Below are 26,681 nucleotides of genomic sequence, written 5' to 3' on the forward strand. Positions count from 1 at the left end.
CGTAAATAAATATGCCAGTATAAATACGTAGTCAGGTGTTTCTTACTCCGATCAAATATCACAAAAGGATTGTTTCGATGTCCAACAATGGCTCGTCACCGCTGGTGCTTTGGTATAACCAACTCGGCATGAATGATGTAGACAGAGTTGGGGGCAAAAATGCCTCCCTGGGTGAAATGATTACAAATCTGTCCGGTATGGGTGTCTCCGTACCAAACGGGTTTGCCACGACCGCCGATGCGTTTAACCTGTTTTTAGACCAGAGCGGTGTAAACCAGCGCATTTACGACCTGCTGGATAAAACGGATATTGATGACGTTACCGCGCTTGCTAAAGCCGGGGCGCAGATCCGCCAGTGGATTATCGACACACCTTTCCAGCCGGAACTGGAAAAAGCCATTCACGATGCGTACAACCAGCTCTCCGCTGATGATGCGCAGGCCTCTTTCGCCGTGCGCTCCTCTGCAACCGCAGAAGACATGCCGGATGCCTCGTTCGCCGGACAACAGGAAACTTTCCTGAACGTTCAGGGATATGATGCGGTACTGGTGGCGGTGAAACACGTGTTCGCCTCCCTGTTTAACGATCGCGCTATCTCCTATCGCGTGCATCAGGGCTATGACCATCGCGGCGTCGCGCTCTCTGCGGGCGTACAGCGTATGGTGCGTTCCGACGTGGGCTCTTCCGGCGTGATGTTCTCCATTGATACCGAGTCCGGCTTCGACCAGGTGGTATTCATCACCTCCGCGTGGGGCCTGGGTGAGATGGTGGTGCAGGGGGCCGTGAACCCTGACGAATTCTACGTCCACAAACCGACGCTTGCCGCCAACCGTCCGGCGGTGGTTCGTCGCACCATGGGCTCGAAAAAAATCCGCATGATCTATGCCCCGACCCAGGAGCATGGCAAGCAGGTGAAGATTGAAGATGTACCGCAGGAGCTGCGCGACCGCTTCTCCCTGACCGACGCCGAAGTGCAGGAGCTGGCGAAGCAGGCCGTGCAGATTGAAAAACACTACGGCCGTCCGATGGACATCGAATGGGCCAAAGATGGTCACACCGGCAAGCTGTTTATCGTCCAGGCGCGCCCGGAAACGGTTCGCTCCCGCGGCCAGGTGATGGAGCGTTATACCCTCCACGCGCAGGGCAAAATCGTGGCGGAAGGCCGCGCGATTGGTCACCGCATTGGTGCCGGTCCGGTGAAAGTGATCCACGATATCAGCGAGATGAACCGCATTGAACCGGGCGACGTGCTGGTAACCGACATGACCGACCCGGACTGGGAACCGATCATGAAGAAAGCCGCGGCTATCGTCACCAACCGTGGCGGGCGTACCTGTCACGCGGCGATCATCGCCCGCGAGCTGGGGATCCCGGCGGTTGTCGGGTGCGGTGACGCAACCGAACGCATGAAGGACGGACAGAACGTGACCGTCTCCTGTGCCGAAGGGGATACCGGCTACGTGTATGCTGACATCCTTGACTTCAGCGTGAAAAGCTCCAGCGTCGATACCATGCCGGACCTGCCGCTGAAGATCATGATGAACGTCGGTAACCCGGACCGCGCGTTTGACTTCGCCTGCCTGCCGAACGAAGGCGTGGGCCTGGCGCGTCTGGAATTCATCATCAACCGTATGATTGGCGTTCACCCGCGCGCGCTGCTGGAATTTGACGACCAGGACGCAAAGCTGCAGAACGAAATTCGCGAGATGATGAAAGGCTACGACTCGCCGAAAGAGTTCTACGTTGGCCGTCTGACCGAAGGGATCGCGACGCTCGGGGCGGCGTTTTATCCGAAGCGCGTGATCGTGCGTCTGTCGGACTTTAAGTCTAACGAATACGCCAACCTGGTGGGCGGCGAGCGTTACGAGCCGGAAGAAGAGAACCCGATGCTGGGCTTCCGTGGGGCCGGACGTTATGTCTCCGACAGCTTCCGCGACTGCTTCGCGCTGGAGTGTGAAGCGGTAAAACGCGTGCGCAACGACATGGGACTGACTAACGTTGAGATCATGATCCCGTTCGTACGTACCGTGGACCAGGCGAAAGCGGTGGTGGACGAGCTGGCGCGTCAGGGGCTGAAGCGCGGCGAAAATGGGCTGAAGATCATCATGATGTGTGAGATCCCGTCCAACGCCCTGCTGGCAGAGCAGTTCCTGGAGCACTTCGACGGCTTCTCTATCGGTTCGAACGACATGACGCAGCTGACGCTGGGTCTGGACCGTGACTCCGGCGTGGTCTCTGAGCTGTTCGACGAACGCAACGAGGCGGTGAAAGCCCTGCTGTCGATGTCCATCCGTGCGGCGAAGAAACAGGGTAAATACGTCGGGATTTGTGGCCAGGGCCCTTCTGACCATGAAGACTTCGCGGCCTGGCTGATGGAAGAGGGGATCGACAGTCTTTCCCTCAACCCGGACACCGTGGTGCAAACCTGGCTGAGCCTGGCTGAACTGAACAAGTAACGTCTTCCGTATCTGAAAAGGCGAGGGAAATAATCCTCGCCTTTTTTATTTCCGCTTATATTTGCTCCCCATCACAAATAAAGTAAAAAACCAAATATCATAATTTGTCTGTTAATTTAGACAATTGTTAGCACACAAAGGGTTGCTAATACTTGAGCCTTACCGCGCAAATCAACACGATTTTGCGCAACTGGTTGAAATACGTTTTAACCTGATAAAAAGGCAAATAACAAATGACAATCTCCTCTGTACTGCGTACCAAAGATAAAATAGGTTATGGCTTAGGTGATATGGCCAGTGCGCTGGTCTGGCAAACAGCGACGTTATTTCTTGCTTATTTCTATACAGACGTTTTCGGTTTACCCGCGGCCATTATGGGCACCATGTTTTTAGTGGTACGCGTGGTCGATGCCTTTATTGATCCCTGTATCGGCGCGCTGGTGGATCGCACCCAAACGCGTCACGGTCGTTTCCGTCCATGGCTGCTGTGGTTTGCCATTCCGTTTGGCGTAAGCTGCCTCATTACGTTCTACGTTCCCGACGTCGGGCCCACGGCGAAAATCGTCTATGCCTGTGTGACCTACGGGATTTTAAGCCTCATCTATTCCGCCATTAACGTCCCTTACTGCGCCATGCCGGGCGCGCTGACGCTGGATCCGCGCGAGCGCCATTCGCTGCAGTCGTGGCGCTTTGGCCTGTCGTTTATCGGCGGGTTGATTGTGACGGTTATCGCTTTGCCGTTGGTTTCGCATCTTGGACAGGGCAACGTACAGAAAGGCTATTTCTATGCCATGAGCCTGATGGGATTACTGGGGATTATTTTATTCTTCTGCTGCTTCCTGATGACCCGCGAGCGCTATTCTCCGCGGAATGATACTTCTGGCTCCATGCTCACCGATTTAAAACTGCTGGCCGGGAACAGCCAGTGGCGAATTGTGTTCCTGTTTAATATTTTGCTGTTAACGGCGGTCGTGACGCGCGGCTCTGCCACGATGTATTACGTGAATTATGTGCTGTTGCGTCCGGAACTGGTGTTTGCCTTTATCGTCTCCGGGATGCTGGCCTCCTTAAGTGGCGCATTATTATCCGAACGGCTGCTGGGGAAATTTGACCGCGTTCGCGCTTATCAGTGGACCATTATTTCCTTCGTGATTTTTGGGGCGCTGATCTTCTTCCTGCCGCCTTCACAGGTCTGGCTGATTTTCGGCCTCAATATTGTCTTTAGCTTCATCCAGAACCTGACCACGCCGCTGCAGTGGACCATGTTCTCCGATGTGGTCGATTATGAAGAGCACCGCAGCGGTCGCCGGCTCGATGGTCTGGTCTTCTCCACCGCGCTGTTCGCCATCAAATTTGGTCTGGCGTTGGGTGGGGCAGTGGTGGGTTGGGTGCTCGGGATGGTGGATTACGCGCCAGGCCAGGCAACCCAGACGCCGCACGTACTCACGACCATTAACGCACTGTTTACCCTCATTCCGTGCGTGCTGTTCCTCTGCATGGTCGCGCTGCTTGCCATCTACAAACTCAACAGTCGGCTGGTGGATTCCATCGCCCGCGAACTGGCCAGCAAGCGCGACGTGCGGCCAGAAGCAGGGCAACTCAGCCCGGCTGCCCCTTCCGCCCTACAGGAGTAAAACATGACTGCAATCTATAAGGACGCGGGACGTCCCGTGCACGAGCGCGTCGCCGACTTGCTGGCACGCATGACCCCGGAAGAGAAGTTCGCCCAGATGCACGCGTACTGGTTGATCCTCGATGAAAACGGCAACCACCGTGAACGCAGCGACTTGAGTGACGAATTCGCGGGGGTGAGTGAACAGGCCTCGCTCAGCGAACGGCTTAAGCTGGGCGTCGGGCAGATTACCCGTCCGCTGGGTACCCATATCGTTGATGCGCAAACCGGCGTGCGCGCCGCCAACCGTCTGCAGCGGATGATGATGGAAGAGACGCGGCTCGGCATTCCGGCGCTGTTCCATGAGGAGTGTCTGGTGGGGTTGTTGTGCAAAGCGGCCACGCTGTTCCCGTCATCGCTCAACTACGGTTCAACCTGGGATCCGGCGCTGGTACAGCGGGCAGCCGAGCAGATAGGCAAAGAGGCGCGGTCCGTGGGCTGCCAGCAGGGGCTGGCCCCGGTGCTGGATGTCTCCCGCGATGTGCGCTGGGGGCGCACGGAAGAGACCTTTGGCGAAGATCCCTGGCTGGTGGGTGTGATGGCCACGGCCTACGTTAAAGGGCTGCAGGGCGATAAACGCGATCTGCTGGCCACGCTTAAGCACTATGTGGGCCACTCGTTCAGCGAGGGAGCGCGCAACCATGCCCCGGTTCATCTGGGCTTTAGCGAACTGAATGATACCTTCCTGCTGCCGTTTGAAATGGCGGTGAAGCTGGCCAATGCCGGGTCGGTGATGCCTGCCTACCACGATATCGACAATCAGCCGGGGCACAGTGACCACTTCCTGCTGACCACCGTCCTGCGCGAACAGTGGGGCTTTGACGGGATCGTTGTGGCGGACTATGGCGGCGTCAGCCTGCTGCATCAGCATCACGGGGTCTCGCATGATGCGACCGAATCCGCCGCGCTGGCCTTTAACGCCGGGCTTGATGTTGAGCTGCCGAAAGATGACTGCGCCCGCCATCTGGCCGAGGCCGTTGAGCGTGGTCTGATCTCCATGGCGAAAGTGGACGAGATTGTAGGACGCGTGCTGACCGAAAAATTCCGTCTCGGCCTGTTTGAAAACCCGTATGCCGATGAAAGTGGCATTGATTTGCAAAATGAGACCACCCGGCAGGTTGCACGTGAGGTGGCGACCCGTTCGCTGACGCTGCTGGAGAATAACGGCATTTTGCCTCTCGGCGGCAAACCCCGCGTGGCGGTGGTGGGACCCACGGCGGACGATCCGCTGGCGTTGCTCAGCGGCTACAGCTTCCCGGTGCATTTGATTATCAGTGATATGGTTGACGAAACGTCGCAGGTGACGACCCCGCGCGCGGCGCTGGAGCACTATCTGGGCGCGTCGAACGTGCGTTATGCCAAAGGGTGTCACATCATCGAAAAACGAATGGCGGGCGCGCCGGTCTTCCCGGGTGACAGCCGGGGCAAACCGATGCAGCAGTCGCCGGTGTCGCAAAGTACCGCGCTGATCCCCGAAGCCGTGAACGCCGCGCAGGAGAGCGACGTGGTGGTGGCCTGCGTCGGCGACCTCGCCGGTTTATTCCAGAGCGGTACGGTAGGGGAAGGATCCGATACCGATTCCCTGCACCTGCCTGGCGTTCAGCAACAACTGCTGGAAGCCCTGGTCGCCACGGGCAAACCGGTGATTGTCGTGATGACCGGTGGGCGGCCGTACAATCTTCAGGGGCTGGAAGATAAGGTCGCGGCGCTGATGATGGCCTGGGCGCCTGGGCAGGAAGGGGGATGGGCAATTGCCGATGTGTTAACCGGCCGCGCGGAGCCGCAGGGACGTCTGGTGGTGAGCGTGCCGAAAAGTGCGGGCGCCATGCCGTACTACTACAACCACAAGCTGAAAAGCGGCGGCACGCCATTCGCGTTCCACTTTGGCTCCCGCTATCCCTTTGGTTTCGGCCTTGGCTGGACGCAATTTAACTGGGGCGCAGCACGCCTCGCGCAAAACAGCGTACCGGTGGACGGCGAAGTTGTGTTGAATATTGACGTCACCAACCGCGGTGAACGCAGCGGCAGCGAGGTGGTGCAGGTGTACGTCCGGGATAAGGTTGCCACGCAGGTGCGGCCGCTTCAGGAGCTGAAAGCGTTCCAGCGTGTGGCGCTCGCGCCGGGCGAAACGGCCACGCTCACCTTTACGCTGCCCGTGGAGATGTTCAACTTTACCCGTCGGGACGGCAAACGCATTGTTGAGCCGGGCGAGTTTGAGCTGCAGGTGGGAGCATCGTCGGCGGATATTCGCGACGTGGTGACGGTCAATGTGACGGGAGAGACGCGGGTGCTGCCTGCTGAATGGCGCATGCTAAGCACCTGTCAGGTTCAGCACGCGTAGCCAGGATAAAAAAAAGCCCATCGTGGGAGATGGGCAAAGACTACACACAGCAATTCGTTGTTTCACTCAGGGGATTTCCATGCTTATAAATCAAGGTGTTGATTTATAACCGTGAGCTAATAGTAGGCATGCCAACCTTGAGCGTCGATCAGATTCGTCTCAATAGTTAAAGAGAAGTAAAGATTTCTTGAGGTGAATAGCGGACTTAGAGCAAAAAAGGCGGGTCGGACCAGTGCGCAACGAATAAATAGTTTAGCAACATTTAAGTATTGCCGGGGAGAATGTAGGCCGGGTAAGCGTCAACGCCACCCGGCAATCCCTTTTACTGCGTATTCTTCTCTTCCAGCTCTTCGAGTTCGCTCAAAATCACATCCGGGTCGGTACCCGGCGGCGGCACTTCGTGTACCCAGGCGGAGAAGAGACGCCAGGTGACGGCAAGCAGCACCGGTCCAATAAACAGACCGATCATCCCAAAGGCGATTAACCCGCCAATGACGCCGGAGAGGATCAGGATCAGCGGCAGGTCCGCGCCCATGCGGATGAGGATGGGACGAATCACGTTATCCATGGTGCCAACCACGCAGCTCCAGACCAGCAGAACGGTTCCCCACGTGGTATCCCCGGTCCAGTAAAGCCAGATGATGCTTGGGACCAGCACCAGCAACGGCCCCAGCTGCGCAAGACAGGTCATCAGCATCACCACCGTAAAGACGGTAGCGTACGGCACGCCAGAAATGGCCAGGCCAATACCGCCCAGCACCGCCTGCACCAGCGCCGTGACGACCACCCCAAGCGCAACCGCCCGCACGGCCTGCGCCGCCAGCAGAACTGCGGCATCGCCGCGTTTACCGGCCAGTCGGGTAGCGAAATGGCGTACGCCCAACGCTACCTGTTCACCGCGCCAGTAGAGCAGGGCGCTGAAGACCAGCATCAGCGCACAGTGCATCATAAAGCGACCAATATGTGCCGCCTGACCCACAAACCAGGTGGTGGTGGTGCCAATATACGGACGCACTTTCGCCATCAACGCGCTGCCGCCCATCTCCAGCAGGCTATGCCAGCCGCTGTAAAGTTTGGCGCCTACCACCGGAATGCTGTTCAGCCAGGCGAGATCCGGCAGCGTTAAATCACCGCTGGTGACGGCGCGAATAACCGGGCCACTGGAATCGACAAGGCTGTTCACCAGCAGCGCAATCGGAATAATAAACAGCAGGAACAGCAGCAGCGTCATGACCAGTACCGCCAGACCGCGGCGGCCAAACAGCAGTTTCTGCAAACGTAACAGCACCGGCCAGGTCGCCACGACCACCGTTGCGGCCCAGGCGAAGCCAAGTATGAAAGGTTGAACAATCCACAGACACGCAATAATCATGAGGGCCAGAAACAGCACCGACAGCAAAATTTGCGCAACATCCCTGGGCTGGCGAAGATTGACCATAAATGAAACTTTCCTTAATAAACACCAGCGAGGCTGGCGGGAACGGATAACCGCGTCACTCTAATCATTAATGATATCAGCGATTTTTGACAGGCGGATTTTGCCCGTAATTCAGCGAAGCACATAAGAAAAAAATGTGATAAAACTTTCCAGACACAACGCAAACGATTTCACACTACTCTAATTAGGGTCGACAGTCATGATCCCACAGATTTCTCAAGCACCTGGCGTCGTTCAGCTGGTGCTTAATTTTTTGCAGGCACTGGAGCAACAGGGTTTTACAGGTGATACCGCCACGAACTATGCCGACAGGCTGACGATGGCGACCGATAACAGTATTTACCAGCTTCTTCCCGATGCAGTCGTCTTTCCACGTTCAACGGCCGATGTGGCGCTGATTGCCCGGCTGGCGACGCAAGAGCGTTTTAGCGCTCTGGTGTTCACCCCGCGCGGCGGCGGCACCGGAACAAATGGCCAGGCCCTGAACCAGGGCATCATCATTGATATGTCGCGCTATATGAACCGCATCATCGAGATCAATCCTGAAGAGGGATGGGTTCGCGTTGAAGCGGGGGTGATTAAGGATCAGCTCAACCAGTATCTGAAGCCCTACGGCTACTTTTTTGCGCCCGAGCTTTCTACCAGCAACCGGGCAACCATCGGCGGTATGATCAACACCGATGCCTCCGGGCAGGGTTCGCTGGTCTACGGAAAAACCTCCGATCACGTTCTGGGCGTACGAGCAGTGCTGCTGGGCGGCGATATCCTGGATACCCAGCCTGTGCCGGTTGAGCTGGCGGAAACGCTGGGTAAAGAGAACACCGCAAGCGGGCGCATCTATCGCACCGTGCTGGAACGCTGTCGCGATAACCGCCAGCTGATCCTCGACAAATTCCCCAAACTGAACCGTTTCCTCACCGGTTACGACCTGCGTCACGTCTTTAACGACGAACTGACCCAGTTTGATTTGACCCGCGTGCTGACTGGCTCCGAAGGAACGCTGGCGTTTATTACCGAGGCGCGGCTGGATATCACCCGGCTGCCCAAAGTGCGCCGCCTGGTGAACGTCAAATATGACTCCTTTGATTCCGCGCTGCGTAATGCCCCGTTTATGGTGGAGGCACAGGCGCTGTCGGTGGAAACCGTTGACTCGAAGGTGCTTAATCTGGCGCGGGAAGATATCGTCTGGCACTCGGTGCGGGAGCTGATTACCGATGTGCCGGACAAAGAGATGCTTGGGCTTAACATCGTTGAATTTGCCGGAGACGATGCAGAACTTATCGATAGCCAGGTGACCACGCTCTGTCAGCGGCTTGATGAACTGATCGCCCACGGCGAAGGTGGGGTCATTGGCTGGCAGCTCTGTAACGACCTGGCCGGCATTGAGCGTATCTACGCGATGCGTAAAAAAGCGGTGGGGCTGCTCGGCAATGCCAAAGGCGCCGCGAAGCCGATTCCGTTTGCCGAAGATACCTGCGTCCCTCCTGAGCATCTGGCGGATTATATCGTTGAATTCCGTGCGCTGCTGGACAGCCACGGCCTGAGCTATGGCATGTTCGGCCACGTTGATGCCGGGGTGCTGCATGTGCGTCCGGCCCTGGACATGTGCGATCCGCAGCAGGAGATCCTGATGAAACAGATCTCCGATGAGGTGGTGGCCTTAACCGCGAAATATGGCGGCCTGCTGTGGGGGGAACACGGAAAAGGGTTCCGCGCCGAGTACAGCCCGGCGTTCTTCGGTGAACAGCTCTTCGGCGAGCTGCGCAAGGTCAAAGCGGCGTTCGATCCCAATAACCGTCTCAATCCGGGGAAAATTTGTCCGCCGGAGGGGGTGGACGCGCCCATGCTGCAGGTGGATGCCGTCAAGCGCGGCACGTACGACAGACAAATCCCCATTGCCGTGCGCGCGTCCTGGCGTGGGGCGCTGGAGTGTAACGGCAACGGCCTGTGCTTTAACTTCGACGTGAAAAGCCCGATGTGCCCGTCGATGAAAATCACCAGCAACCGCATTCATTCGCCAAAAGGGCGGGCGACGCTGGTACGCGAATGGCTGCGTTTGCTGGCCGATCGCGGTATCGACCCGCTCAAGCTGGAGCAGGAGTTGCCGGAAAAACGGGCCAGCCTGCGTTCCCTGATTGAGCGCACCCGCAACAGCTGGCATGCGAATAAGGGCGAGTATGATTTCTCCCATGAGGTGAAAGAGGCCATGTCCGGCTGCCTGGCCTGTAAAGCCTGTTCGACCCAGTGCCCGATTAAGATAGACGTACCGGAGTTCCGCTCGCGCTTCCTGCAGCTCTACCACACGCGCTATCTGCGCCCGATGCGCGACCATCTGGTGGCAACGGTGGAGAGCTATGCCCCGCTGATGGCCCGGGCGCCAAAGACGTTCAACTTCTTTATCAATCAGCCGCTGGTGCGCAAGCTTTCCGAAAAACATATCGGAATGGTGGATCTGCCGCTGCTCTCGGTGCCGTCGCTGCAGCGTCAGCTGGTGGGGCACCGCTCGGCAAACATGACCCTGGAGCAGCTTGAGGCGTTAAGTCCTGAGCAAAAAGCGAAGGTGGTGCTGGTGGTGCAGGATCCGTTTACCAGCTATTACGACGCGCAGGTGGTGGCCGATTTTGTCCGTCTGGCGGAAAAACTGGGGTATCAGCCGGTGGTTCTGCCGTTCTCACCTAACGGTAAGGCGCAACACATTAAAGGCTTCCTCAACCGCTTCGCGAAAACGGCGCAAAAAACGTCTGATTTCCTTAACCGGGTCGCCGGGCTGGGCATGCCGATGGTGGGTGTCGATCCGGCGCTGGTGCTCTGCTATCGCGATGAATATAAGCAGACGCTGGGCGATAAACGCGGGGCGTTCCACGTTATGCTGGTGCACGAGTGGCTGCCGGCGGCTCTCGAGCAGACCAGCGCCATGGAGGTCAGCGGTGAGCCGTGGTACCTGTTTGGCCACTGTACCGAAGTCACCGCGCTGCCGGGCGCACCTGCGCAATGGGCCTCTATTTTTGCCCGCTTTGGCGCGAAGCTTGAGAGCGTCAGCGTCGGTTGCTGCGGCATGGCAGGCACTTACGGGCATGAAGTGAAGAATCACGCCAACTCGCTCGGTATCTACGAGCTGTCATGGCATCAGGCGATGCAGCGCTTGCCGCGAAACCGCTGCCTGGCAACGGGCTACTCCTGTCGTAGCCAGGTGAAACGTGTTGAAGGTAACGGGGTACGCCATCCGTTACAGGCTTTACTGGAGATTATCGGATGATCTGGAAACGTGCCGTCACGCTACAGGCATTAAACGCCATGGGCGAGGGGAATATGGTCGGGTTGCTGGATATCCAGTTTATCCGCATCGGCGAAGACGATCTGGAGGCCACCATGCCTGTCGATCATCGTACGCACCAGCCGTTTGGTTTACTGCACGGCGGTGCGTCCGTGGTGCTGGCCGAAACCCTGGGCTCGGTGGCGGGGTATCTCTGCACCGAAGGGGAGCAGAAGGTCGTCGGGCTTGAGGTGAACGCCAACCACATTCGCTCGGTGCGCAGCGGGCGCGTGCGCGGTATTTGCCGCGCGCTGCACGCCGGTAGCCGTCATCATGTGTGGCAGATTGATATTCTCGATGAGCAGGATCGGCTGTGCTGCTCATCCAGGCTGACGACGGCGGTGGTGTAAATTTCCTGATGTTTTTGCATTTGGTCAAAATCTCGCCAGGGTGTTGTGATATACTGGTCAGGATTTGTACACAAGTGAGGACATCATGGATACTGAAATAACCCCAACGCAACTGGCAATTGAATATTTACGTCGCGATAACAGCAACCTGTCTCCGGCGCAGTACCTGAAAAAGCTGAAACAGCTTGAACTGGAGTTTACAGATTTGCTGGCGCTCTCTTCGAATGAACTGAAAGAAGAGATCTATTTTGCCTGGCGCTTGGGCGTTCACGTCCATTGAGAGAGTGAAAAGGCCGCGAGCGCGGCCTTTTTTGTGTCTGCAATTCAGTACCGGGCGGGAAGTTTATTGATTTTAATCAGCCTGCCATCTTCCATTTCAATAAAGCCCCCTGTTTTGAGATCGGCCAGGATACGCATCACGCCGCTGCGGGAAAGCTGGGTTTTATCGCGAATGTAGCGTTCTGCGGTTATCTCCCGGCGATAAGATTCATCTTCATTCATTAATAACATCAGCTGCTGGCGGATCATCTCATAGGCCGTCGGGGCACCCTTTGGCATGACGGTGTTATAGAGCCGGTTGTACATAAACATCAGGTGGTTTGATATCAACCCCCACAGCGCCTTCTCCTGGATAATGACGTGGAGCTGCTCTGCGGTCAGCGTTCCAATCTTGCAGGGGGTCACCGTTTTCAGGTAGTCGTCAAAAAAGATGTCATTAATATTAGCCACTCCAAATAACGCCGGGCTTTTCGCGGTCGACAGCATCAGATTGTCGCTGCGTCGGTAAATGGCAACGGTCCCTTCCAGAATCAAATAACTCATTCCCCGGCCATCAACCACCAGATCCAGCTGCTCCCCGCGATCGAGATGACGGACAGTAGAGTAAGGTTGTAAGTGCGTAATCAGCGCTTGCGCATAGGGAGAACCACGATGGGGTTTTTCTGTGGAGGACATAACCTGAACCTGAAAGAATCATCTTTCTGATTATAGCGTTACTCCTTATTACCGACATCACCTGAATCAGTATTTCCGCGGCAGATGGTGGACATCAAGCAGCACGCCGCGCTCCATCGTAATGTACTTCCCGGTGCGCAGTTCGGCCAGGATCCGCATTATCCCGCTACGCGAAAGCCAGGTGCGACTTTGTATATAGGCGGCCGCCGTGGTGTTAAGCCGTATTGCTTCGGGCTCCTGCATCAATTCAACCAGCTGAAAACGGATGATGTCATAGGCCGACATCTGCGTGATCCGCGAGCAGTGCTCATAGACCCGGGAGGCGGTATAGATCAGCAGATGCGAAAACGGCTCCCACAAATTGTGTTGCGCAATCACGCCGTTAAAACGCTCCAGCGAAACGCCGGCGAGTTCGGAGGTCTCCAGCGCCCTGACATACAGGTGCTCTGAGGAGAACTGGCTACTCACGCCAAGAATAAACGGCGCGGATTCAGAATTTAAGACGATGCCATCTCCCCGACGGTGCAACGCCACGCTGCCCTGGAGCAATAAAAAACACTGACGCACGTCGTTTGCATAATAGTGGAGCACTTCCCCCCGGGACAGTATGCGCCTCTCTGCCAACGGAAAAAGATGATCAATTAATTTCTCGATGTGCTTATAGGGTTTAGCCGTAAGCACGGTGGCTTTTTCATTATCGAGACTGGGAGCCATTCGGGTGTTCATTAGATACCTCACTCACGGACGCGATCATTATTTGATCGATATAGAGAATTATCTTAAAAAACAGCGAGTCGTGGAATATTTGAGACGGGTCCAAAAATAGACCGCAGTAAATTACGAACCTAATTATATGAATTCTAAGGGCGTAAATTAGGGGTCTAAAAGTAGACTGAAAATAGAAAAGCTTAAGAAATTTCAAAACTGAAATGTATTTATTTTGTTAAAGAGAAGTCTACAGCTAGACCTCAAAATAGATTGTGTGCCGAAAAAGAGTTGTATAAATTTCGGTCATCGGCTGATGAAGCCCGAATTATGTAATCTGGATTTCAGTAATAAATAAAGTGATACAGGATATGATGATGAAAAATAAAATGATGATAACCCTGCTGGCAGTGGGTTCCGCCCTGACAGCAACCCACGCTTTCGCCGCAGCAGGTACCGTTAATTTTAACGGAAATATTCTGGATTCCGCCTGTGACGTTGATGTGGCTTCGCAGAACCAGGTGGTGGTATTAGGTGATTATTATAAGACCGAGTTTCCGACCACCGGGGCCAGAACCGCAGCCACGCAATTTAATATCGTGTTGAAAAATTGCCCGGTGACGGTGACCAACGCGAAGGTTCGCTTTGATGGTACGCCAGATGCCACCAATTCCAGCCTGCTGGCGATTGATTCGTCCGCGGCGGGAGCGGCGACCGGAGTGGCAATCAACCTGATGAGTGCGGATAAGGCGGATCTGCCGCTTCACGGCAGCAACAGCTATAGCTATGTGCTGAGCAGCACCGCGGATAATACCCTGAGTTTCTACGCTCAGTATATTTCCACCGCAGCGACTGTCACCGCCGGTCCGGCGAATTCTGTCGCTAACTTCTCCGTGGTTTACAACTAATCGTTTGCAGCAATGTGCAGGGGGCCATCCCGGCCCCTTTGTGGTATGAGGTTTACAATGCGTTTTATCAACACAACCGGACTGGCCGTAGCGCTGTCAGCACTGACGCTGAGCACAGCGCAGGCCGGAGTGATTATTGGCGGCACCCGTATCATTTTCGATGGGACAAAAAAAGAGGCGTCAATAAGCATTAATAATCCTGACGCGACGCCTTATTTAATTCAGTCATGGATAGATCTGCCGGAAGGTAATTCAGGTAAAGCGCCTTTTATTATTACACCACCGTTATACCGACTGGATGGCGGGCAAAAAAACGTCGAGCGAATTGTGATGGCGGGTGCACTGCCTCAGCAGCAGGAAAGTTTATTTTGGCTGAATATTAAAGCGATCCCTTCAGCATCAAAACAGACGAACGCCCTGCAAATAGCAGTGAAAACGCGCATCAAACTGATCTACCGGCCAGAAAGTTTGCGGGCGTCTACGCCAGAAGAACAGGCTAATAAATTAACCTGGCAACGAGCCGGGAATGAAATTCAGGTCAACAACCCCACGCAATATGTCGTCAATTTTAATGAAATTACGCTGGGGGGGAAAAAGCTGGACGATGTGACCTACGTGTTACCCGGCGCCTCAGCCCGGTTTGTATTACCCAATGAGGCAAGGGGAAATTTACTCACGTTTAAAATTATCAACGACTATGGCAGTCCCGGCGTATTACATCAAGCCAGTTTGTGATCCTTTCACAAACGGCAACGCCTGCATTAACCCGGTAATTCGCAATGACGGTAAATAACACAATGATACCCGCACGCCTGGCGATGTTTATCGCCTTAGCGTTTGGCGGATCCTCAACCTCGCTCTACGCCAGTGTTGCCTTTAACACCGAATTAATTGAGCTGGATAATCCAGGCATGGATAAAGCCGATTTGTCGGCCTTTGAATCAGGCTCGCAGGCACCGGGGATCTACCATGTCGATATTATTGTCGACGACGCGTTTCTGGAGACGGGGGATATTCAGTTTACCGCGAGCAAAGCCGACAACGGCGATGCGTCATTGCAGCCTTGTCTGAGTCTTGCGCAATTAAAACGCTGGGGGGTGAAAACGGCATTATTTCCTGCGCTCAGTGCAGGACACGGTGAATGCGTCAATCTTCAGGCGATTCCCCAGGCCAATGCCGATTTCCAGTTTGGTGCCCAGCGTCTGGTGTTGAGTATTCCGCAGGCCGCCATCGATCTGCCGGCAAGAGGCTATGTGCCGCCGGAGATGTGGGATGAGGGGATAACGGCAGCCATGCTCAATTACAGCCTCAGCGGCGCGAACAGCCGGGCGAAAGCGGGTGAGGGGGCCAGCAGCAACAGCGAGTATGCGAACCTGCGTCCGGGGATAAATATTGGCCCGTGGCGTCTACGCAACTACACCACCTGGTCACGGGATGGCGCGGGGAAAGATCGATGGGACACGGTCTACAGCTATCTGCAACGTGCCGTTATTCCCCTGAAAGCGCAGCTTACCCTTGGGGACAGTTCCGCCCCGGCGGATGTCTTTGACAGCGTGCCTTTTCGCGGGGTTCAGCTGGCATCGGATGATGACATGTTACCGGATTCCCTGAAAGGCTATGCCCCAGTGGTCCGCGGGATCGCGCGCACCAATGCTCAGGTGGTGATTCGCCAGAATGGCTATCAGATCTACCAAAGCTACGTTGCGCCGGGCGCGTTTGAAATTACCGATATGTATCCCACCGGCGGCGCGGGCGATTTAGACGTGACCATCAAAGAGGCCGATGGCAGCGAGCAGCATTTCACGCTGCCGTATGCCTCGGTACCGGTATTGCAGCGCGAAGGGCGACTGAAATATGCCCTCACCGGTGGACAGTATCGCGCCTACAACAGCAGCGTGGAGAAACCCCCGTTCGGGCAGATCGCCGCGATTTATGGGCTTCAGAAGGGCATCACGATCTATGGCGGGGGGCAGGGTGCCAGCAAATATCAGTCGCTTGCGGTCGGAGCCGGTAAAAACATGGGGGACTTCGGCGCGCTTTCTGTCGATGTCACCCAGGCCTGGTCAACGCCGGCCAATACTGCAAAAACCCAGGGGCAGTCCTGGCGAGCGCGTTACAGCAAGAACGTCATTAATACCGGCACCAACTTTTCGATTGCGGGGTACCGTTATTCAACGCGCGGCTATTACGGACTCCAGGACGTGCTGGACTCCTGGGGGAACAGCGGCGCACTTCAGGACAGTCGGCGTAACCGCCTGGAGCTCACCATGAGCCAGACGCTGGGCGGTGACCGGGGCGCGCTGACGCTCAGCGCCGCGCGGGAAGATTACTGGAACGCTGACAGACCCATGGCGTCGTGGAGTGTCGGCTACAACAATGACTGGCACAACATCAGCTATGGCGTGAGCTGGACATACAGCAAAAATGGCAGCCCGGCGTCCGGCAGTGGAAGTACAAAGACCTACGCTAACGACCAGCTTCTGGCGCTGACCGTTAGCGTACCGCTGGATAAATTTCTGCCACAGACGTGGGCTAACTATGGCCTGAACGCCAGCAAGAACAGTGGCACGACGCACAGTATCGGTATGAACGGGGTGGCCCTCGACAATAGCGCCCTGAGCTGGAATATCCAGCAGGGTTATGGTTCGGACGGCGTGGGCTATACCGGTACGCTCAACGGCGACTATAAAGGCACGTACGGGGAAGTTACGACGGGCTATGGGTACGACAAACATAGCGAGCGCCTTAGCTATGGTTTGCAGGGGGGGATCCTCGCCAATGCTGATGGCGTGACGCTGTCTCAGCCGCTGGGGGAAACCAACGCGTTAATCAAAGCCCCGGGCGCGCACGGCGTGAATATTCGTAATCAGTCCGGCGTGCGAACGGATTTCCGGGGCTATACGGTGGTGAATAACCTCTCCGTATACCGCAAAAACGATCTCACTCTCGATCCGGAAAATATGCCTGACGATGTGGAGCTGGAGATCAACACCCGCACGGTCACGCCTACGCGCGGCGCGGTGGTAAAAGCCGATTATTTGTCCAAAGTCGGACGTCGGGTGCTGATGACGTTGACGACGCCTGAGCAGTTCGTGCCGTTTGGCGCGGTTGTTACCCTGGCGGATGATGACAAGAGCAGCTTTATCGTGGGCGATCGCGGCCAGGTCTATTTAACCGGCCTGCGTGACCAGGGCACGGTCCTGGCAACATGGGGACATCAACCTCACCAGCAGTGTCGGGCAGATTTTAGCCTGCCAAATGGAGCGCAATACGGCGGCATCACGGACATCAGCGTCTCGTGTCGCCGGGAGCATTAAGATGAAACGGATCAACATGTTATTACTGCTGTGCTGTCTTTGCGCATGGCATATCGCCCGGGCCGGGACCTGCACCACCATTACGCCTCAGCTCTCTACGCTGTCGGTGGGCACAATCAATGTTCAGCGCGATGCGCCTGTCGGCACGGTGATTTTTTCCGGCGCGGCGAGTAATACCGGCACCTACCTTAGCGGGTGTACCAATCCGCTTATGCTGGGTTTTAGCATGCGATACAACAATGCCGCGCTGAGCAGCTACGGCAATCATGTGTACAACACCAACGTTAGCGGGATTGGTATTCGGCTTTCATCAAATGCCTATTTTGAGAACCCGAGCAATACGTTCTCGTATAGTGCGCAGACCTCGTATGTGGTCTGGTACGGGGGCTGGGTCGAGCTGGTGGTGACCGGCCCGGTATCGTCCGGCGCCTTAACGCCAGGCCCCATAGGGGCGGTGACGCTGCAGGGCAGCGACGGTATCTACCGCGACGGGTTAACCGTGCAGCTGACCGGCGGCACAATCAACGCGCTGGCCTGCACCATCACCACGCCGCAGCTGACGTTCCCGATTGGTGATATTTCGGCCGCAGCATTTGGCTCAGTGGTGGGCACCACGCCAGTAGTTGCGCAGAATACGCAAAATCTCGGGTTGAACTGCAGCGCTGGCACCAATATTTCGGTTTCACTGAGCGGAATACAGAACCCGGACAGTGCGAATACCAGCGTAATGGCATTAACAGGGCAGGGAAATAGCGGCACCGCAAAAGGCGTTGGCGTGCAGCTTCTCTATAATGGCTCGCCGCTGACGTTAAACAGCCGTCTTTTATTAAAACAGTCTGCAGGCGGGCAGGAGACGCTCCCGTTAACGGCACGCTATTTCCAGACATTAACATCCGTTGAGTCCGGCTCGGCAAATGCCTCCGCCACCCTTAATTTGACCTACCAGTAACAGGTGAAATGATGAAATTACCCTTCAGGAGAGGGATGCTCCTCCTTGCATTCAGCTGGAACGTCATTGCAGCTGATAGCGTTAATCTGGGCGTGACGGGAAATATCATCGCCTCGCCCTGCGTATTTAATGGCGGGAGCGCAAACCTGGATATTAATCTTGGAAATATACAGGCGACTAATATGGCGACGCCGGGATCGACATCCGATCCGGTGCCGTTTAATTTGCAATTTGCCCAGTGCCCGGCGGGGACCCGCAGCGTCACGGTCTCGTTCACCGGCACCCCCGATCCGGCGGCCGGTGCGGACTACTACATGAACAGCGGCTCGGCGACAAACGTGGCGATAGCCATGCGTGAGGCCGCAACGGGAACGCTGAAGGGGACCGGGTCCAGCATAACGCAAAATATTGCGCCGGACAGAACGGCGACCATGGCCATGCAGGCTTCGGTAAAATCTGTAACCGGTGGCGCGACGCCGGGCAGTGTCAGCGCAGTTGTTGTGATGACCATGCAATACAATTAACAATCCCGCGCGTTAATAACGCTTATTGACTGACCCACATCGGTATTTGCTATGTTGAATATTCTGATTCAAGAGACAGACCAATTTTTTCACCATGGGCTGCAGTGTTTCTTTGTGGAATTCTTTTTGCGTAATTTTAAGCAGCAGATTCATTTCGAGGCGGAGCTTAGCCGTGATAACGTCAGTGCCGCCGATATTATCGTTCTCTCGTTTTGTATGGGGGAGGCGCTGGTCTGTTTTCCCGAATTACAGGCGCGCCAGAAAGGGATTGTGATCGGATTGGTAGACGATGAATATCATTTTTCTGCCTTACCCTCCTGCTTTAACGATATTATTTTTATTTCGCGTCGTGCTTCGCTTGATCGGATAAGCCAGGTGCTGTTCATCGCTTGGTACCGCGCAGAGCTGGCGGGGAACAGCTGGAAGCAAAAAAGCTGCGCAGAGTGTCAGCATAAAATATTATCACCCCAGCAAAAACGCATTATGGCCAATTTTTACCGGGGATTATCGGTAGTGCAGATCGCGCATGCGCTGAAGATCAGCGATAAAACCGTTTTTACGCAAAAGTATGTAATGATGCAAAAGTTTAATCTGCGAACCGATTTTGAACTGATTGCCCTTATTCGCCGAATGGTGCAAAGGAACAGTTACCCAAACCGGCTCGGTGACTATCTCGCATTCTCTTTGATACTGTAAATTACCTGAATTTGTGCGCCGTTATGCGCCTTTAGCATAGCGCGCGCGTCATGGTACTTTTTATGCTTTATATAATGACGCCTTCGCTATGCAAATTCACAAAACCATCAAGCCGATTTTTGTCTGTAAATTTAAGTGTGTTGGGCCAGAATGCTTAATGTCATGTTGTCGTGGCTGGACAATCGCTATCGACAAGAAAACCCATCAGAAATACGTTCTCTCCCCGCACACAGAGATTGCCGCCATTGCCAAAAAGAGCCTTATCCTGCAGAGAAAGGGTAAGAACAGCTACTCCAGAGTGAAGTTAAACGAAAAAGGGGACTGTCCTTTTATCGATGAAAACAAGCTCTGCATGGTCCACCGCGATCTGGGGGAAGAGGCGCTTTCGCATACCTGCAGCACTTACCCCCGGAGTTCAACTCGCTACCAGGATGAGACACGGCACACGATGACGCTCTCTTGCCCGGAGGTGGTGCGGCGGGTGCTGTTTGACCCGGATGCGATGCTGCTTCAGGAGCAGGATGAGCTCGTGGCGGGCTATAAAACCAATTTGATTGGGCAGCGCCAGTCTGTCTCGCAGACTCAACAGGTGATCCATCTTTTCGCCTGGAATTTAATCCAGTCGCCATCCCGTAAAATAGAAGAAAATTTGATGGCGCTGGCGCAGTTTATTCTTTGTCTCCAGCACGTTAACTTTGATCTGCATAATAAATTTGCTGAAGTGGAAAATTTCTACGAAGCGCTTCTCAATGAGCTGCAAAGCGGAAAATCGCTGATGGATTCCGGTCATCTGGCGAAGTCAAACGCAATGAAATATCTGGCGTTGTCCGTCATGGGAACGCATGTTGCAAAAGATTCAGCCCGGGACGGTTTTATTCTTGAAGGGCATCAGCAAATTGCCGCATACCTGGATGTTGCCGGTATAAGCGACGCGGCGGAACTGGAGACAAAATTCGACGCGATTAATCAGCAGTGGCACAAATTATGTGAGGATTCCTGTTTGTCAGAACCTTACGTGTTACGCAATTACCTGCTGTACAAACTCTACAGCAGCTATTTCCCCGGCAAAAACATGGCGACGATGATGCGTCAGTTTTATCGTATCGTGCTGGACTTTTTCTATATCAAATTCATCCTCAGCGTGAGATCGATGCAGGGCGAAATCGACCAACAGGTGGTAATGAAAACCATCGCCAGCCTCTCCGAAAAGACCATGCACAATAACACCATTGATGCCCGCATGGACGCTGCGATTGATAAAATCAATGGCGGCGATGATTTATCCTGCCTGCTGTTGATTGGATAAACGCCCGTAACGTAGGCCGGGTAAGCGCAGCGCCACCCGGCATTTTCTCAGACATTCACCGCACTGATCAGCCGAGACTTCATGGACTGGTACGCCGATGCCGCAAAGTCCTCAGCCCAGCGTTGATCCTCAATGGCGTCCAGCTGAACCGCACAATACTTCGTTTCCGGCGTTTTGGAGATCGGATCAAGATTATCCTGCGTCAGTTCGTTGCAGGCACCAATCCACCACTGATAGGTCATATATACAGCCCCGGGGTTGATGCGTTCGCTGAGGCTGGCGCGGGTAATCACTTTACCACGGCGCGAACGCACCCAGACCAGTTGCCCGTCAGTGATACCGCGTTGTTCCGCATCCGCCGGGTTCAATTGTACCCGACCCGGTTCGTCGGCCAGGCTTTGCAGCGCAGCGCAGTTCCCGGTCATGGAACGACAGGAGTAATGCCCCACTTCGCGCACTGTGCAGAGCACCAGAGGATAGTCTTCGTCTGGTGTTTCAGCGGGCGCTCGCCAGGGCGCGGCAAACAGTTGCCCTTTGCCGGTTGGCGTGTCGAAGTGATTATCTTTGTACAAATACGGTGTGCCGGGGTGATCGAGCGTTGGGCATGGCCACTGGACATGGCCCATTTCGCCCATTTTTTCGTATGTTACGCCGTAGAACAGCGGACACAGCGCGCGCATCTCATCCCAGATCTGCTGGTTTGAGGTGTAGTGCATCGGATAGCCCATTTCTGTCGCCAGCAGGCTGATGATCTCCCAGTCGCGTTTTACGTTGCCGCTGGCCTCAATGGCCTTGCCGAAACGCTGGAAGCCACGATCGGCACAGGTAAAGACGCCCCCGTGTTCGCCCCAGGAGGTGGCGGGTAACAGAACATCCGCCACTTCCGCCGTTTTGGTCATGAAGATGTCCTGAACCACCACAAAGTCGAGCGCCTCAAAGCCGCTGCGCACCAGACCGAGATCGGCCTCCGTCTGCAGCGGATCTTCCCCCATGATGTAATAGGCTTTGACTTTACCTTCCAGGGCGAGATGCGGCACCTCGGTAATACGCGTGCCGACGCGATCGTCCATTACCGTAACGTCAATTCCCCAGGCATCGGCGAACTTCTGCCTGATAGCCGGGTCCGTCACGTCCTGATAGCCGGGGAACATATTGGGCAAAACGCCCATGTCACACGCTCCCTGCACGTTATTTTGTCCGCGAACGGGACCGACGCCGACGGCAGGGCGACCAAGGTTACCGGTTAACAGCGCCAGACTCGAAAGCCCTTTTACCACATCTACGGCCTGACCAAACTGTGTGACGCCCATTCCCCACATCACGGTCGCGGAGGGGGCCGCTGCGAAAGTGCGCATCGCCTGGCGGACATCGTGGGCGGGTATGCCGGTCAGATGTTCGACCTTCTCTGGCGCGTACTCTTTCACCGTCTGCCGGTAGGCCTCAAGCCCCTCCGTAAAGCGTGCGACGTAGTTTTTGTCGTACAACTCCTCTTCCAGCAGCACATAGCCAAAGGCGTTAACCAGTGCCATATTGCTGCCGTTTTTCAGTTGCAGATGTTGGTCGGCAATGCGGGCTGTTTCAATCCGACGCGGATCGCAGACGATAATTTTCGCACCGTTCTCACGGGCTTTCAGCACGCGGCGGGCGACAATAGGATGGGAATCGGCGCAGTTGTATCCGAAAACCAGCAGGCATTTTGAGTGTTCAATGTCGTTAATGGAATTACTCATCGCGCCGTTGCCCAGCGTTTCCTGCAAACCCGCCACGGAAGGCCCGTGGCAGACGCGTGCGCAGCAGTCCACGTTGTTGGTATGGAGTACCGCACGGGCGAATTTCTGCATCACATAGTTGGTTTCATTGCCCGTCCCCCGGGAAGAGCCGGTGGTCATGATGGACCGCGGGCCGAACTGCGCTTTAATGTTTTTAAGCTTGTTGGCGGTATAACGAATGGCCTCGTCCCAGGTGACCGGGGTAAAGGGTTCGCCTTTGTGGTAGCGGATCATCGGTTGCGTCAGGCGAGGGGTGAGCAAGCGGGTATCGTTAAGGAAGTCCCAGCCGTAAAAGCCTTTCAGGCACAAGGTGCCCTGATTGGTTACGCCGTCTGCGGCTTCGGCACGGATAATACGGTTATTTTCAACAACGAGGTTTAATTTACAGCCTGCACCACAGTAAGGGCAGACGCTGGCGATTTTTTTCATCAATAACAGACCTGTTAAGAAATGAAGCAAGATGACCGGAGAGCCCGATCCCGTAAAGAGGAGTAAGCAGGAAGTGTGCCATCTTTACGATGCGTGTTTCACAGGGTGTTATGAGGGGGGAGGGGTGTCATCGTCAGGCTGGTCGACAGTTATGACGATGACACGTTAGCTAATTTTAAAGGTCGTCCATTGTGTAACCCACAACAATTTCCAGCGTTTTACGAATGACGTCGGCCTGAACCACGTCATCCGTCGCTTCCAGCGTCTGGATCAGCCAGAGAATGATCGCTTTGTTGGTAAGGTGACCTTCCGTGGCCAGGACACAACGTACTGCAGTAGAAAAAATCGCGGATTCTTCAGCAAAACGATCGCCAGCGTGGCGGAAATACTCCGACAAAGCGCTGTCCAGAAAAGCCGAATGGTATTCGGGTTGTGGCTGAATATTCTGTCTCATTTGTTCTCACCGTAGCTGTTAAATTGCAGTCAATGTATTTTCCTGGGATTGGACGGTTTTCCATCACCAAATAACGGCACTACATTGTCTCTGTTATCCTTGAGAGATCCCTCTCTGATTGGTCGTCCTTGCGCGGTTCTGCGACGTATAAAGGCGCTGTTTTTTGAGCCGATGTCGGCTATCACCCTCGCCAGTGTCTCCCGCCGCCGGGGATCCTTTTCATGTATTTGCATTTTACGCAGACGCTGTACCAGAGAATCGGTCGTCAGTGGCCCCCGTTCTTTCAGAAGGGAAAGCACGGCTTCACCGATAAGCTGGTCTGTGAGTCTTTCAGCGTCACTGCGATTCATAACGTTACCGTTCGAAGAGCAAACCAAGCAGCATGTGGTAATGCTGTTCCTCTTCCGGCCCTTCGGCCTTTTCGAGGCGACTTAAGAGTTTGGTGCAGAGCGACTTGCGGTTGAGGTTTCGCCCGTCGCTAAGAATTTCAACCACAACTTCACCCAGCGTTTCCTGTTGCGTTGGAAGCGCGGCTTTTTCGAAGTACTGCGCAATAGCGGCGGCAGAATCTGCGACGTAACCGTTCTGTTGCATGTTTCGCTCCTGTAAAATTTAGTAATCACTAACGTTACATTTAAGGTATACACAAATCCCAAATCTGTACATTAAAAATGTACAGATTTTTAAATATTTTATGATATATTTTATAAACCTTTTACATTTCAGAGGGTTATTGATGGAGTTTGTAACGGTATCGTAACAGAATATATTGTACAACTTGAAGCGTCGTGGTTAAGTTGTACAACATCGAAAACTCGGGTCATAAACGTCCTAAATCATTGAGGCGTAAATTATTTGCCTGACAATTAATATGCTATAACAGAACTCTATCCACGCGTTTTCGTGGCCAAACCCCTAACCCCTCCAGGAAAAGCATGCTGACAACCATCATATACCGCAGCCATATCTGCGATGACGTTCCGGTGAAAGCGCTGGAAACCATGGTCGCTGCTGCAGATAGTAAAAACCGACAATCCGACGTCACGGGGATCCTGTTGTTTAACGGCACGCACTTTTTTCAGTTGCTCGAAGGGCCAGTCGAAAACGTGACCGCCATTTATGAGCAGATCTGCCGCGATCCGCGTCACCACAATGTGGTGGAACTGATGCGCGATCACGGACCTTCCCGGCGTTTTGGCAATGTTGGGATGGAGCTCTTTGATTTGCGTCACTTCGACCGGGAAGATGTTCTTCAGCAGGTGCTTAATAAGGGCACGACCCGCTATCAGCTGACCTATAACGATCGTCCGCTGCAATTCTTCCGCACGTTCGTTGAGGCAACCGAGAAGGCCAACTATTTTGAATTGCCGCCCGCCGATGCCTGGGATTTTATCCCCGAGGAGACGCCGTTATCCGCACAACCGCCGGTGGTAGCAAAAGGGGCGGACTGCAGCTTTGCATTTCAGCCGATTGTGGATCCCTTTATGCAGGAGGTGGTCTCCTGGGAGGCACTGCTGCGCACGCCATCCGGCGACTCGCCACGGGCCTATTTTGCGGCGCTTCCGCGCGAAGAGGTCTACGCAGCAGATTTGCACAGCAAACAGGTTGCGCTCTCCATGGCCAGTGCGCTGGGGCTACAGAATCAGACGCTGTCGATTAACCTGTTGCCCATGACGCTGGTCAATGTCCCGCATGCCGTCGATTTCCTGCTCACCGCTATCGACGCGAACGGCTTTGTGCCGGAGCAAATTGTGGTGGAATTCACCGAAAGTGAAGCCATCTCGCGCTTCGATGAGTTTACCCATTCGGTCCGGCAGTTAAAAAGTGCCGGTATCAGCGTGACGATCGATCACTTCGGGGCCGGTTTTGCCGGGCTGCAGTTGCTGGCCCAGTTCCAGCCGGACAGAATTAAGATTAATCGCGATCTGGTGCTGGATGTGCATAAAAGCGGTCCGCGTCAGGCCATCATTCAGGCGATTATCAAGTGCTGTTCCTCGCTGGAAATTCAGTTCTGCGCCGTTGGCGTAGAGAAGGCTGAGGAGTGGATGTGGCTGGAATCTGCGGGAATTTCCCAGTTCCAGGGGCATCTGTTTGCCAGCCCCCGACATGGCGGCATTCCGGCAATTTCGTGGCCCGAGAAAAAGTCTGGATTGTGATAAAGCTGTACAACCTTTGGCAGAGTTAACTGTACGGAAGGCGGAATTTAGACAACAATAGAGTTAACGGCGTGGATGGTGTCCTCACCATTCACCTGTTTCAAACTGAGGTCTTAGTTATACAAATAGCTTGTACAATCTGATAAGGTTGCTGTGGTTGGGTATGGAAGTATTGAGCGTGAGGGAGTTAATGGCCTATTACAGTATCGGCGAAGTCGCCGAACGATGCGGTATCAACCCCGTTACGCTGCGTGCCTGGCAGCGCCGTTATGGTTTGTTGAAGCCGCAGCGCAGTGAAGGGGGTCATCGTCAGTTCGACGACGAGGATATCCTGCGTATTGAAGAGATCAAACGTCTGATGAAATCAGGCGTTTCGGTGGGGAAAGTAAAAGCCTTGCTGGAGAACAAGGAAGTGATGACCCAAGGTAACTGGGCCGCTTTCCAGGAAGAGATGATGACCGTTTTGCGCTATGCCAGCCCGGCAAAACTGCGCGCAAAAATTGGCGAGTTTCGCCGCGATCACGCGATGGATGCGCTGATCGACAACATTATTACCCCCGTAAGGCAGCGCATGAATCAGGATCAAAATACGGTGCGCCACATGGCGAGCCTGTTTGATGGTGTGCTGATCGAATTCGCCGTGGCAAGCCTGGCAGAATCGCGTAAAAAAGCCGGTAAAGATGCGTTGCTCATCGGTTGGGAGTGCGACGACCGCACTCATCTGTGGCTTGAAGCCGCGCGCTTAGCCAATAAGGGCTGGCATATCGACGTGCTGGCAGAGCCGATTGATTCACCGCGTCCCGAACTCTTCCCCGGGCAGAAACTCTTTGTCTGGACGGGAAAATCGCCCACGCCCCGTCAGCAGGAACAGCTCGATCACTGGCGTGAACAGGGTTTTTCCGTCGCCTTTCATCATTAATCATCAGAGGCCTTGAGGGCCTTTT

At 54.8% G+C, this 26,681-nt stretch carries 22 protein-coding genes and 1 other RNA gene; 15 read left to right on the forward strand and 8 right to left on the reverse strand.

Annotation, left to right across the window (positions count from 1 at the left end):
* Positions 1-77: 77 nt before the first annotated feature.
* The 3 genes from ppsA to ACQG22_RS09645 all read left to right on the forward strand — a co-directional run bounded on the left by ppsA (position 78) and on the right by ACQG22_RS09645 (position 6,469).
* The gene (gene ppsA, locus ACQG22_RS09635) at positions 78-2,456 is read left to right on the forward strand and encodes a phosphoenolpyruvate synthase (RefSeq protein ID WP_020688345.1); all 2,379 of its coding nucleotides are present in this window, start codon (positions 78-80) and stop codon (positions 2,454-2,456) included.
* Positions 2,457-2,689: 233 nt separating this feature from the next.
* Positions 2,690-4,090, forward strand: coding sequence for an MFS transporter (locus ACQG22_RS09640; protein ID WP_058679108.1), 1,401 nt, complete (start codon positions 2,690-2,692; stop codon positions 4,088-4,090).
* A 3-nt stretch (positions 4,091-4,093) separates the two neighbouring features.
* Complete coding sequence (locus ACQG22_RS09645) at positions 4,094-6,469, forward strand: glycoside hydrolase family 3 N-terminal domain-containing protein (protein WP_095427182.1); 2,376 nt, start codon at positions 4,094-4,096, stop codon at positions 6,467-6,469.
* Positions 6,470-6,474: 5 nt separating this feature from the next.
* On the opposite strand, the gene rprA is transcribed toward ACQG22_RS09645, so the two are convergent.
* Positions 6,475-6,582, reverse strand: an RNA gene (gene rprA / locus ACQG22_RS09650) — antisense sRNA RprA.
* Between the two features lie 209 nt (positions 6,583-6,791).
* Positions 6,792-7,907 (reverse strand): AI-2E family transporter YdiK, encoded by a 1,116-nt coding sequence (gene ydiK / locus ACQG22_RS09655; RefSeq protein WP_013096976.1) that lies wholly within the window; start codon positions 7,905-7,907, stop codon positions 6,792-6,794.
* Positions 7,908-8,106: 199 nt separating this feature from the next.
* Between ydiK and ydiJ the strand changes: the two genes are divergently transcribed.
* The 3 genes from ydiJ (at position 8,107) to ACQG22_RS09670 (ending at position 11,850) form a co-directional block, all read left to right on the forward strand.
* The gene (ydiJ, locus tag ACQG22_RS09660) at positions 8,107-11,163 is read left to right on the forward strand and encodes a D-2-hydroxyglutarate dehydrogenase YdiJ (protein ID WP_020688342.1); all 3,057 of its coding nucleotides are present in this window, start codon (positions 8,107-8,109) and stop codon (positions 11,161-11,163) included.
* On the forward strand, positions 11,160-11,570 hold the full coding sequence (gene menI / locus ACQG22_RS09665; RefSeq protein ID WP_369706613.1) for a 1,4-dihydroxy-2-naphthoyl-CoA hydrolase: 411 nt from the start codon (positions 11,160-11,162) through the stop codon (positions 11,568-11,570). Before ydiJ ends, menI begins: the two co-directional genes overlap by 4 nt.
* Positions 11,571-11,655: 85 nt before the next feature.
* Complete coding sequence (locus ACQG22_RS09670) at positions 11,656-11,850, forward strand: YdiH family protein (RefSeq protein ID WP_013096972.1); 195 nt, start codon at positions 11,656-11,658, stop codon at positions 11,848-11,850.
* A 44-nt stretch (positions 11,851-11,894) separates the two neighbouring features.
* Here ACQG22_RS09670 and ACQG22_RS09675 read toward each other — a convergent pair whose 3' ends face one another.
* Positions 11,895-12,524 (reverse strand): helix-turn-helix domain-containing protein, encoded by a 630-nt coding sequence (locus ACQG22_RS09675; RefSeq protein ID WP_013096971.1) that lies wholly within the window; start codon positions 12,522-12,524, stop codon positions 11,895-11,897.
* 66 nt (positions 12,525-12,590) lie between these two features.
* The gene (locus ACQG22_RS09680; RefSeq protein ID WP_369706614.1) at positions 12,591-13,250 is read right to left on the reverse strand and encodes a helix-turn-helix domain-containing protein; all 660 of its coding nucleotides are present in this window, start codon (positions 13,248-13,250) and stop codon (positions 12,591-12,593) included.
* A 356-nt stretch (positions 13,251-13,606) separates the two neighbouring features.
* Between ACQG22_RS09680 and ACQG22_RS09685 the strand changes: the two genes are divergently transcribed.
* The 7 genes from ACQG22_RS09685 to fliB all read left to right on the forward strand — a co-directional run bounded on the left by ACQG22_RS09685 (position 13,607) and on the right by fliB (position 20,929).
* Positions 13,607-14,137 (forward strand): fimbrial protein, encoded by a 531-nt coding sequence (locus ACQG22_RS09685; protein WP_029882031.1) that lies wholly within the window; start codon positions 13,607-13,609, stop codon positions 14,135-14,137.
* A 57-nt stretch (positions 14,138-14,194) separates the two neighbouring features.
* Positions 14,195-14,872, forward strand: a complete 678-nt coding sequence (locus ACQG22_RS09690) for a fimbrial biogenesis chaperone (RefSeq protein ID WP_095427181.1) — start codon at positions 14,195-14,197, stop codon at positions 14,870-14,872.
* Between the two features lie 44 nt (positions 14,873-14,916).
* Positions 14,917-17,454: a fimbria/pilus outer membrane usher protein gene (locus tag ACQG22_RS09695; protein WP_369706615.1), complete on the forward strand. Its 2,538-nt coding sequence runs from the start codon at positions 14,917-14,919 to the stop codon at positions 17,452-17,454.
* Position 17,455: 1 nt separating this feature from the next.
* A complete protein-coding gene (locus ACQG22_RS09700) occupies positions 17,456-18,403 on the forward strand; it encodes a fimbrial protein (protein ID WP_369706616.1) in 948 nt (315 codons plus the stop codon).
* A gap of 35 nt (positions 18,404-18,438) precedes the next feature.
* A complete protein-coding gene (locus ACQG22_RS09705) occupies positions 18,439-18,927 on the forward strand; it encodes a fimbrial protein (RefSeq protein WP_095439348.1) in 489 nt (162 codons plus the stop codon).
* A 51-nt stretch (positions 18,928-18,978) separates the two neighbouring features.
* The gene (locus tag ACQG22_RS09710) at positions 18,979-19,623 is read left to right on the forward strand and encodes a helix-turn-helix transcriptional regulator (RefSeq protein ID WP_062857232.1); all 645 of its coding nucleotides are present in this window, start codon (positions 18,979-18,981) and stop codon (positions 19,621-19,623) included.
* 88 nt (positions 19,624-19,711) lie between these two features.
* Positions 19,712-20,929: a flagellin lysine-N-methylase gene (fliB, locus tag ACQG22_RS09715; RefSeq protein WP_369706617.1), complete on the forward strand. Its 1,218-nt coding sequence runs from the start codon at positions 19,712-19,714 to the stop codon at positions 20,927-20,929.
* Between the two features lie 47 nt (positions 20,930-20,976).
* Here fliB and fdhF read toward each other — a convergent pair whose 3' ends face one another.
* The 4 genes from fdhF to ycgZ all read right to left on the reverse strand — a co-directional run bounded on the left by fdhF (position 20,977) and on the right by ycgZ (position 24,175).
* Positions 20,977-23,127 (reverse strand): formate dehydrogenase subunit alpha, encoded by a 2,151-nt coding sequence (gene fdhF / locus ACQG22_RS09720; RefSeq protein ID WP_369706618.1) that lies wholly within the window; start codon positions 23,125-23,127, stop codon positions 20,977-20,979.
* A gap of 175 nt (positions 23,128-23,302) precedes the next feature.
* A complete protein-coding gene (locus ACQG22_RS09725; RefSeq protein WP_013096961.1) occupies positions 23,303-23,581 on the reverse strand; it encodes a biofilm development regulator YmgB/AriR family protein in 279 nt (92 codons plus the stop codon).
* A 29-nt stretch (positions 23,582-23,610) separates the two neighbouring features.
* On the reverse strand, positions 23,611-23,931 hold the full coding sequence (locus ACQG22_RS09730) for a hypothetical protein (protein ID WP_029883869.1): 321 nt from the start codon (positions 23,929-23,931) through the stop codon (positions 23,611-23,613).
* A 4-nt stretch (positions 23,932-23,935) separates the two neighbouring features.
* Complete coding sequence (gene ycgZ, locus ACQG22_RS09735) at positions 23,936-24,175, reverse strand: regulatory protein YcgZ (RefSeq protein ID WP_013096960.1); 240 nt, start codon at positions 24,173-24,175, stop codon at positions 23,936-23,938.
* Positions 24,176-24,516: 341 nt separating this feature from the next.
* On the opposite strand from ycgZ, the gene ACQG22_RS09740 reads away from it, so the two are divergent.
* Both ACQG22_RS09740 and ACQG22_RS09745 read left to right on the forward strand, forming a co-directional pair.
* The gene (locus ACQG22_RS09740) at positions 24,517-25,737 is read left to right on the forward strand and encodes a diguanylate phosphodiesterase (protein WP_013096959.1); all 1,221 of its coding nucleotides are present in this window, start codon (positions 24,517-24,519) and stop codon (positions 25,735-25,737) included.
* A 190-nt stretch (positions 25,738-25,927) separates the two neighbouring features.
* Positions 25,928-26,656, forward strand: a complete 729-nt coding sequence (locus tag ACQG22_RS09745) for a MerR family transcriptional regulator (protein WP_013096958.1) — start codon at positions 25,928-25,930, stop codon at positions 26,654-26,656.
* The last annotated feature ends 25 nt before the right edge of the window (positions 26,657-26,681 follow it).

The sequence above is a fragment of the Enterobacter cloacae complex sp. 309I3 genome, from assembly GCF_050031595.1.
In the GTDB taxonomy this organism is placed as follows: domain Bacteria; phylum Pseudomonadota; class Gammaproteobacteria; order Enterobacterales; family Enterobacteriaceae; genus Enterobacter; species Enterobacter cloacae.

Excerpts from the sequence above, each read along its gene's own strand:
- ACQG22_RS09675 (WP_013096971.1), bottom strand. The coding sequence starts at position 12,524 with ATGTCCTCCACAGAAAAACCCCATCGTGGTTCTCCCTATGCGCAAGCG.
- ACQG22_RS09725 (WP_013096961.1), bottom strand. The coding sequence starts at position 23,581 with ATGAGACAGAATATTCAGCCACAACCCGAATACCATTCGGCTTTTCTG.
- ydiJ (WP_020688342.1), top strand. The coding sequence starts at position 8,107 with ATGATCCCACAGATTTCTCAAGCACCTGGCGTCGTTCAGCTGGTGCTT.
- ACQG22_RS09690 (WP_095427181.1), top strand. The coding sequence starts at position 14,195 with ATGCGTTTTATCAACACAACCGGACTGGCCGTAGCGCTGTCAGCACTG.
- ydiK (WP_013096976.1), bottom strand. The coding sequence starts at position 7,907 with ATGGTCAATCTTCGCCAGCCCAGGGATGTTGCGCAAATTTTGCTGTCG.
- ACQG22_RS09640 (WP_058679108.1), top strand. The coding sequence starts at position 2,690 with ATGACAATCTCCTCTGTACTGCGTACCAAAGATAAAATAGGTTATGGC.
- ACQG22_RS09740 (WP_013096959.1), top strand. The coding sequence starts at position 24,517 with ATGCTGACAACCATCATATACCGCAGCCATATCTGCGATGACGTTCCG.
- ppsA (WP_020688345.1), top strand. The coding sequence starts at position 78 with ATGTCCAACAATGGCTCGTCACCGCTGGTGCTTTGGTATAACCAACTC.
- ACQG22_RS09645 (WP_095427182.1), top strand. The coding sequence starts at position 4,094 with ATGACTGCAATCTATAAGGACGCGGGACGTCCCGTGCACGAGCGCGTC.
- fliB (WP_369706617.1), top strand. The coding sequence starts at position 19,712 with ATGCAAATTCACAAAACCATCAAGCCGATTTTTGTCTGTAAATTTAAG.
- menI (WP_369706613.1), top strand. The coding sequence starts at position 11,160 with ATGATCTGGAAACGTGCCGTCACGCTACAGGCATTAAACGCCATGGGC.
- ycgZ (WP_013096960.1), bottom strand. The coding sequence starts at position 24,175 with ATGCAACAGAACGGTTACGTCGCAGATTCTGCCGCCGCTATTGCGCAG.
- fdhF (WP_369706618.1), bottom strand. The coding sequence starts at position 23,127 with ATGAAAAAAATCGCCAGCGTCTGCCCTTACTGTGGTGCAGGCTGTAAA.
- ACQG22_RS09745 (WP_013096958.1), top strand. The coding sequence starts at position 25,928 with ATGGCCTATTACAGTATCGGCGAAGTCGCCGAACGATGCGGTATCAAC.
- ACQG22_RS09680 (WP_369706614.1), bottom strand. The coding sequence starts at position 13,250 with ATGAACACCCGAATGGCTCCCAGTCTCGATAATGAAAAAGCCACCGTG.
- ACQG22_RS09685 (WP_029882031.1), top strand. The coding sequence starts at position 13,607 with ATGAAAAATAAAATGATGATAACCCTGCTGGCAGTGGGTTCCGCCCTG.
- ACQG22_RS09710 (WP_062857232.1), top strand. The coding sequence starts at position 18,979 with ATGTTGAATATTCTGATTCAAGAGACAGACCAATTTTTTCACCATGGG.
- ACQG22_RS09705 (WP_095439348.1), top strand. The coding sequence starts at position 18,439 with ATGCTCCTCCTTGCATTCAGCTGGAACGTCATTGCAGCTGATAGCGTT.
- ACQG22_RS09730 (WP_029883869.1), bottom strand. The coding sequence starts at position 23,931 with ATGAATCGCAGTGACGCTGAAAGACTCACAGACCAGCTTATCGGTGAA.
- ACQG22_RS09670 (WP_013096972.1), top strand. The coding sequence starts at position 11,656 with ATGGATACTGAAATAACCCCAACGCAACTGGCAATTGAATATTTACGT.
- ACQG22_RS09695 (WP_369706615.1), top strand. The coding sequence starts at position 14,917 with ATGACGGTAAATAACACAATGATACCCGCACGCCTGGCGATGTTTATC.
- ACQG22_RS09700 (WP_369706616.1), top strand. The coding sequence starts at position 17,456 with ATGAAACGGATCAACATGTTATTACTGCTGTGCTGTCTTTGCGCATGG.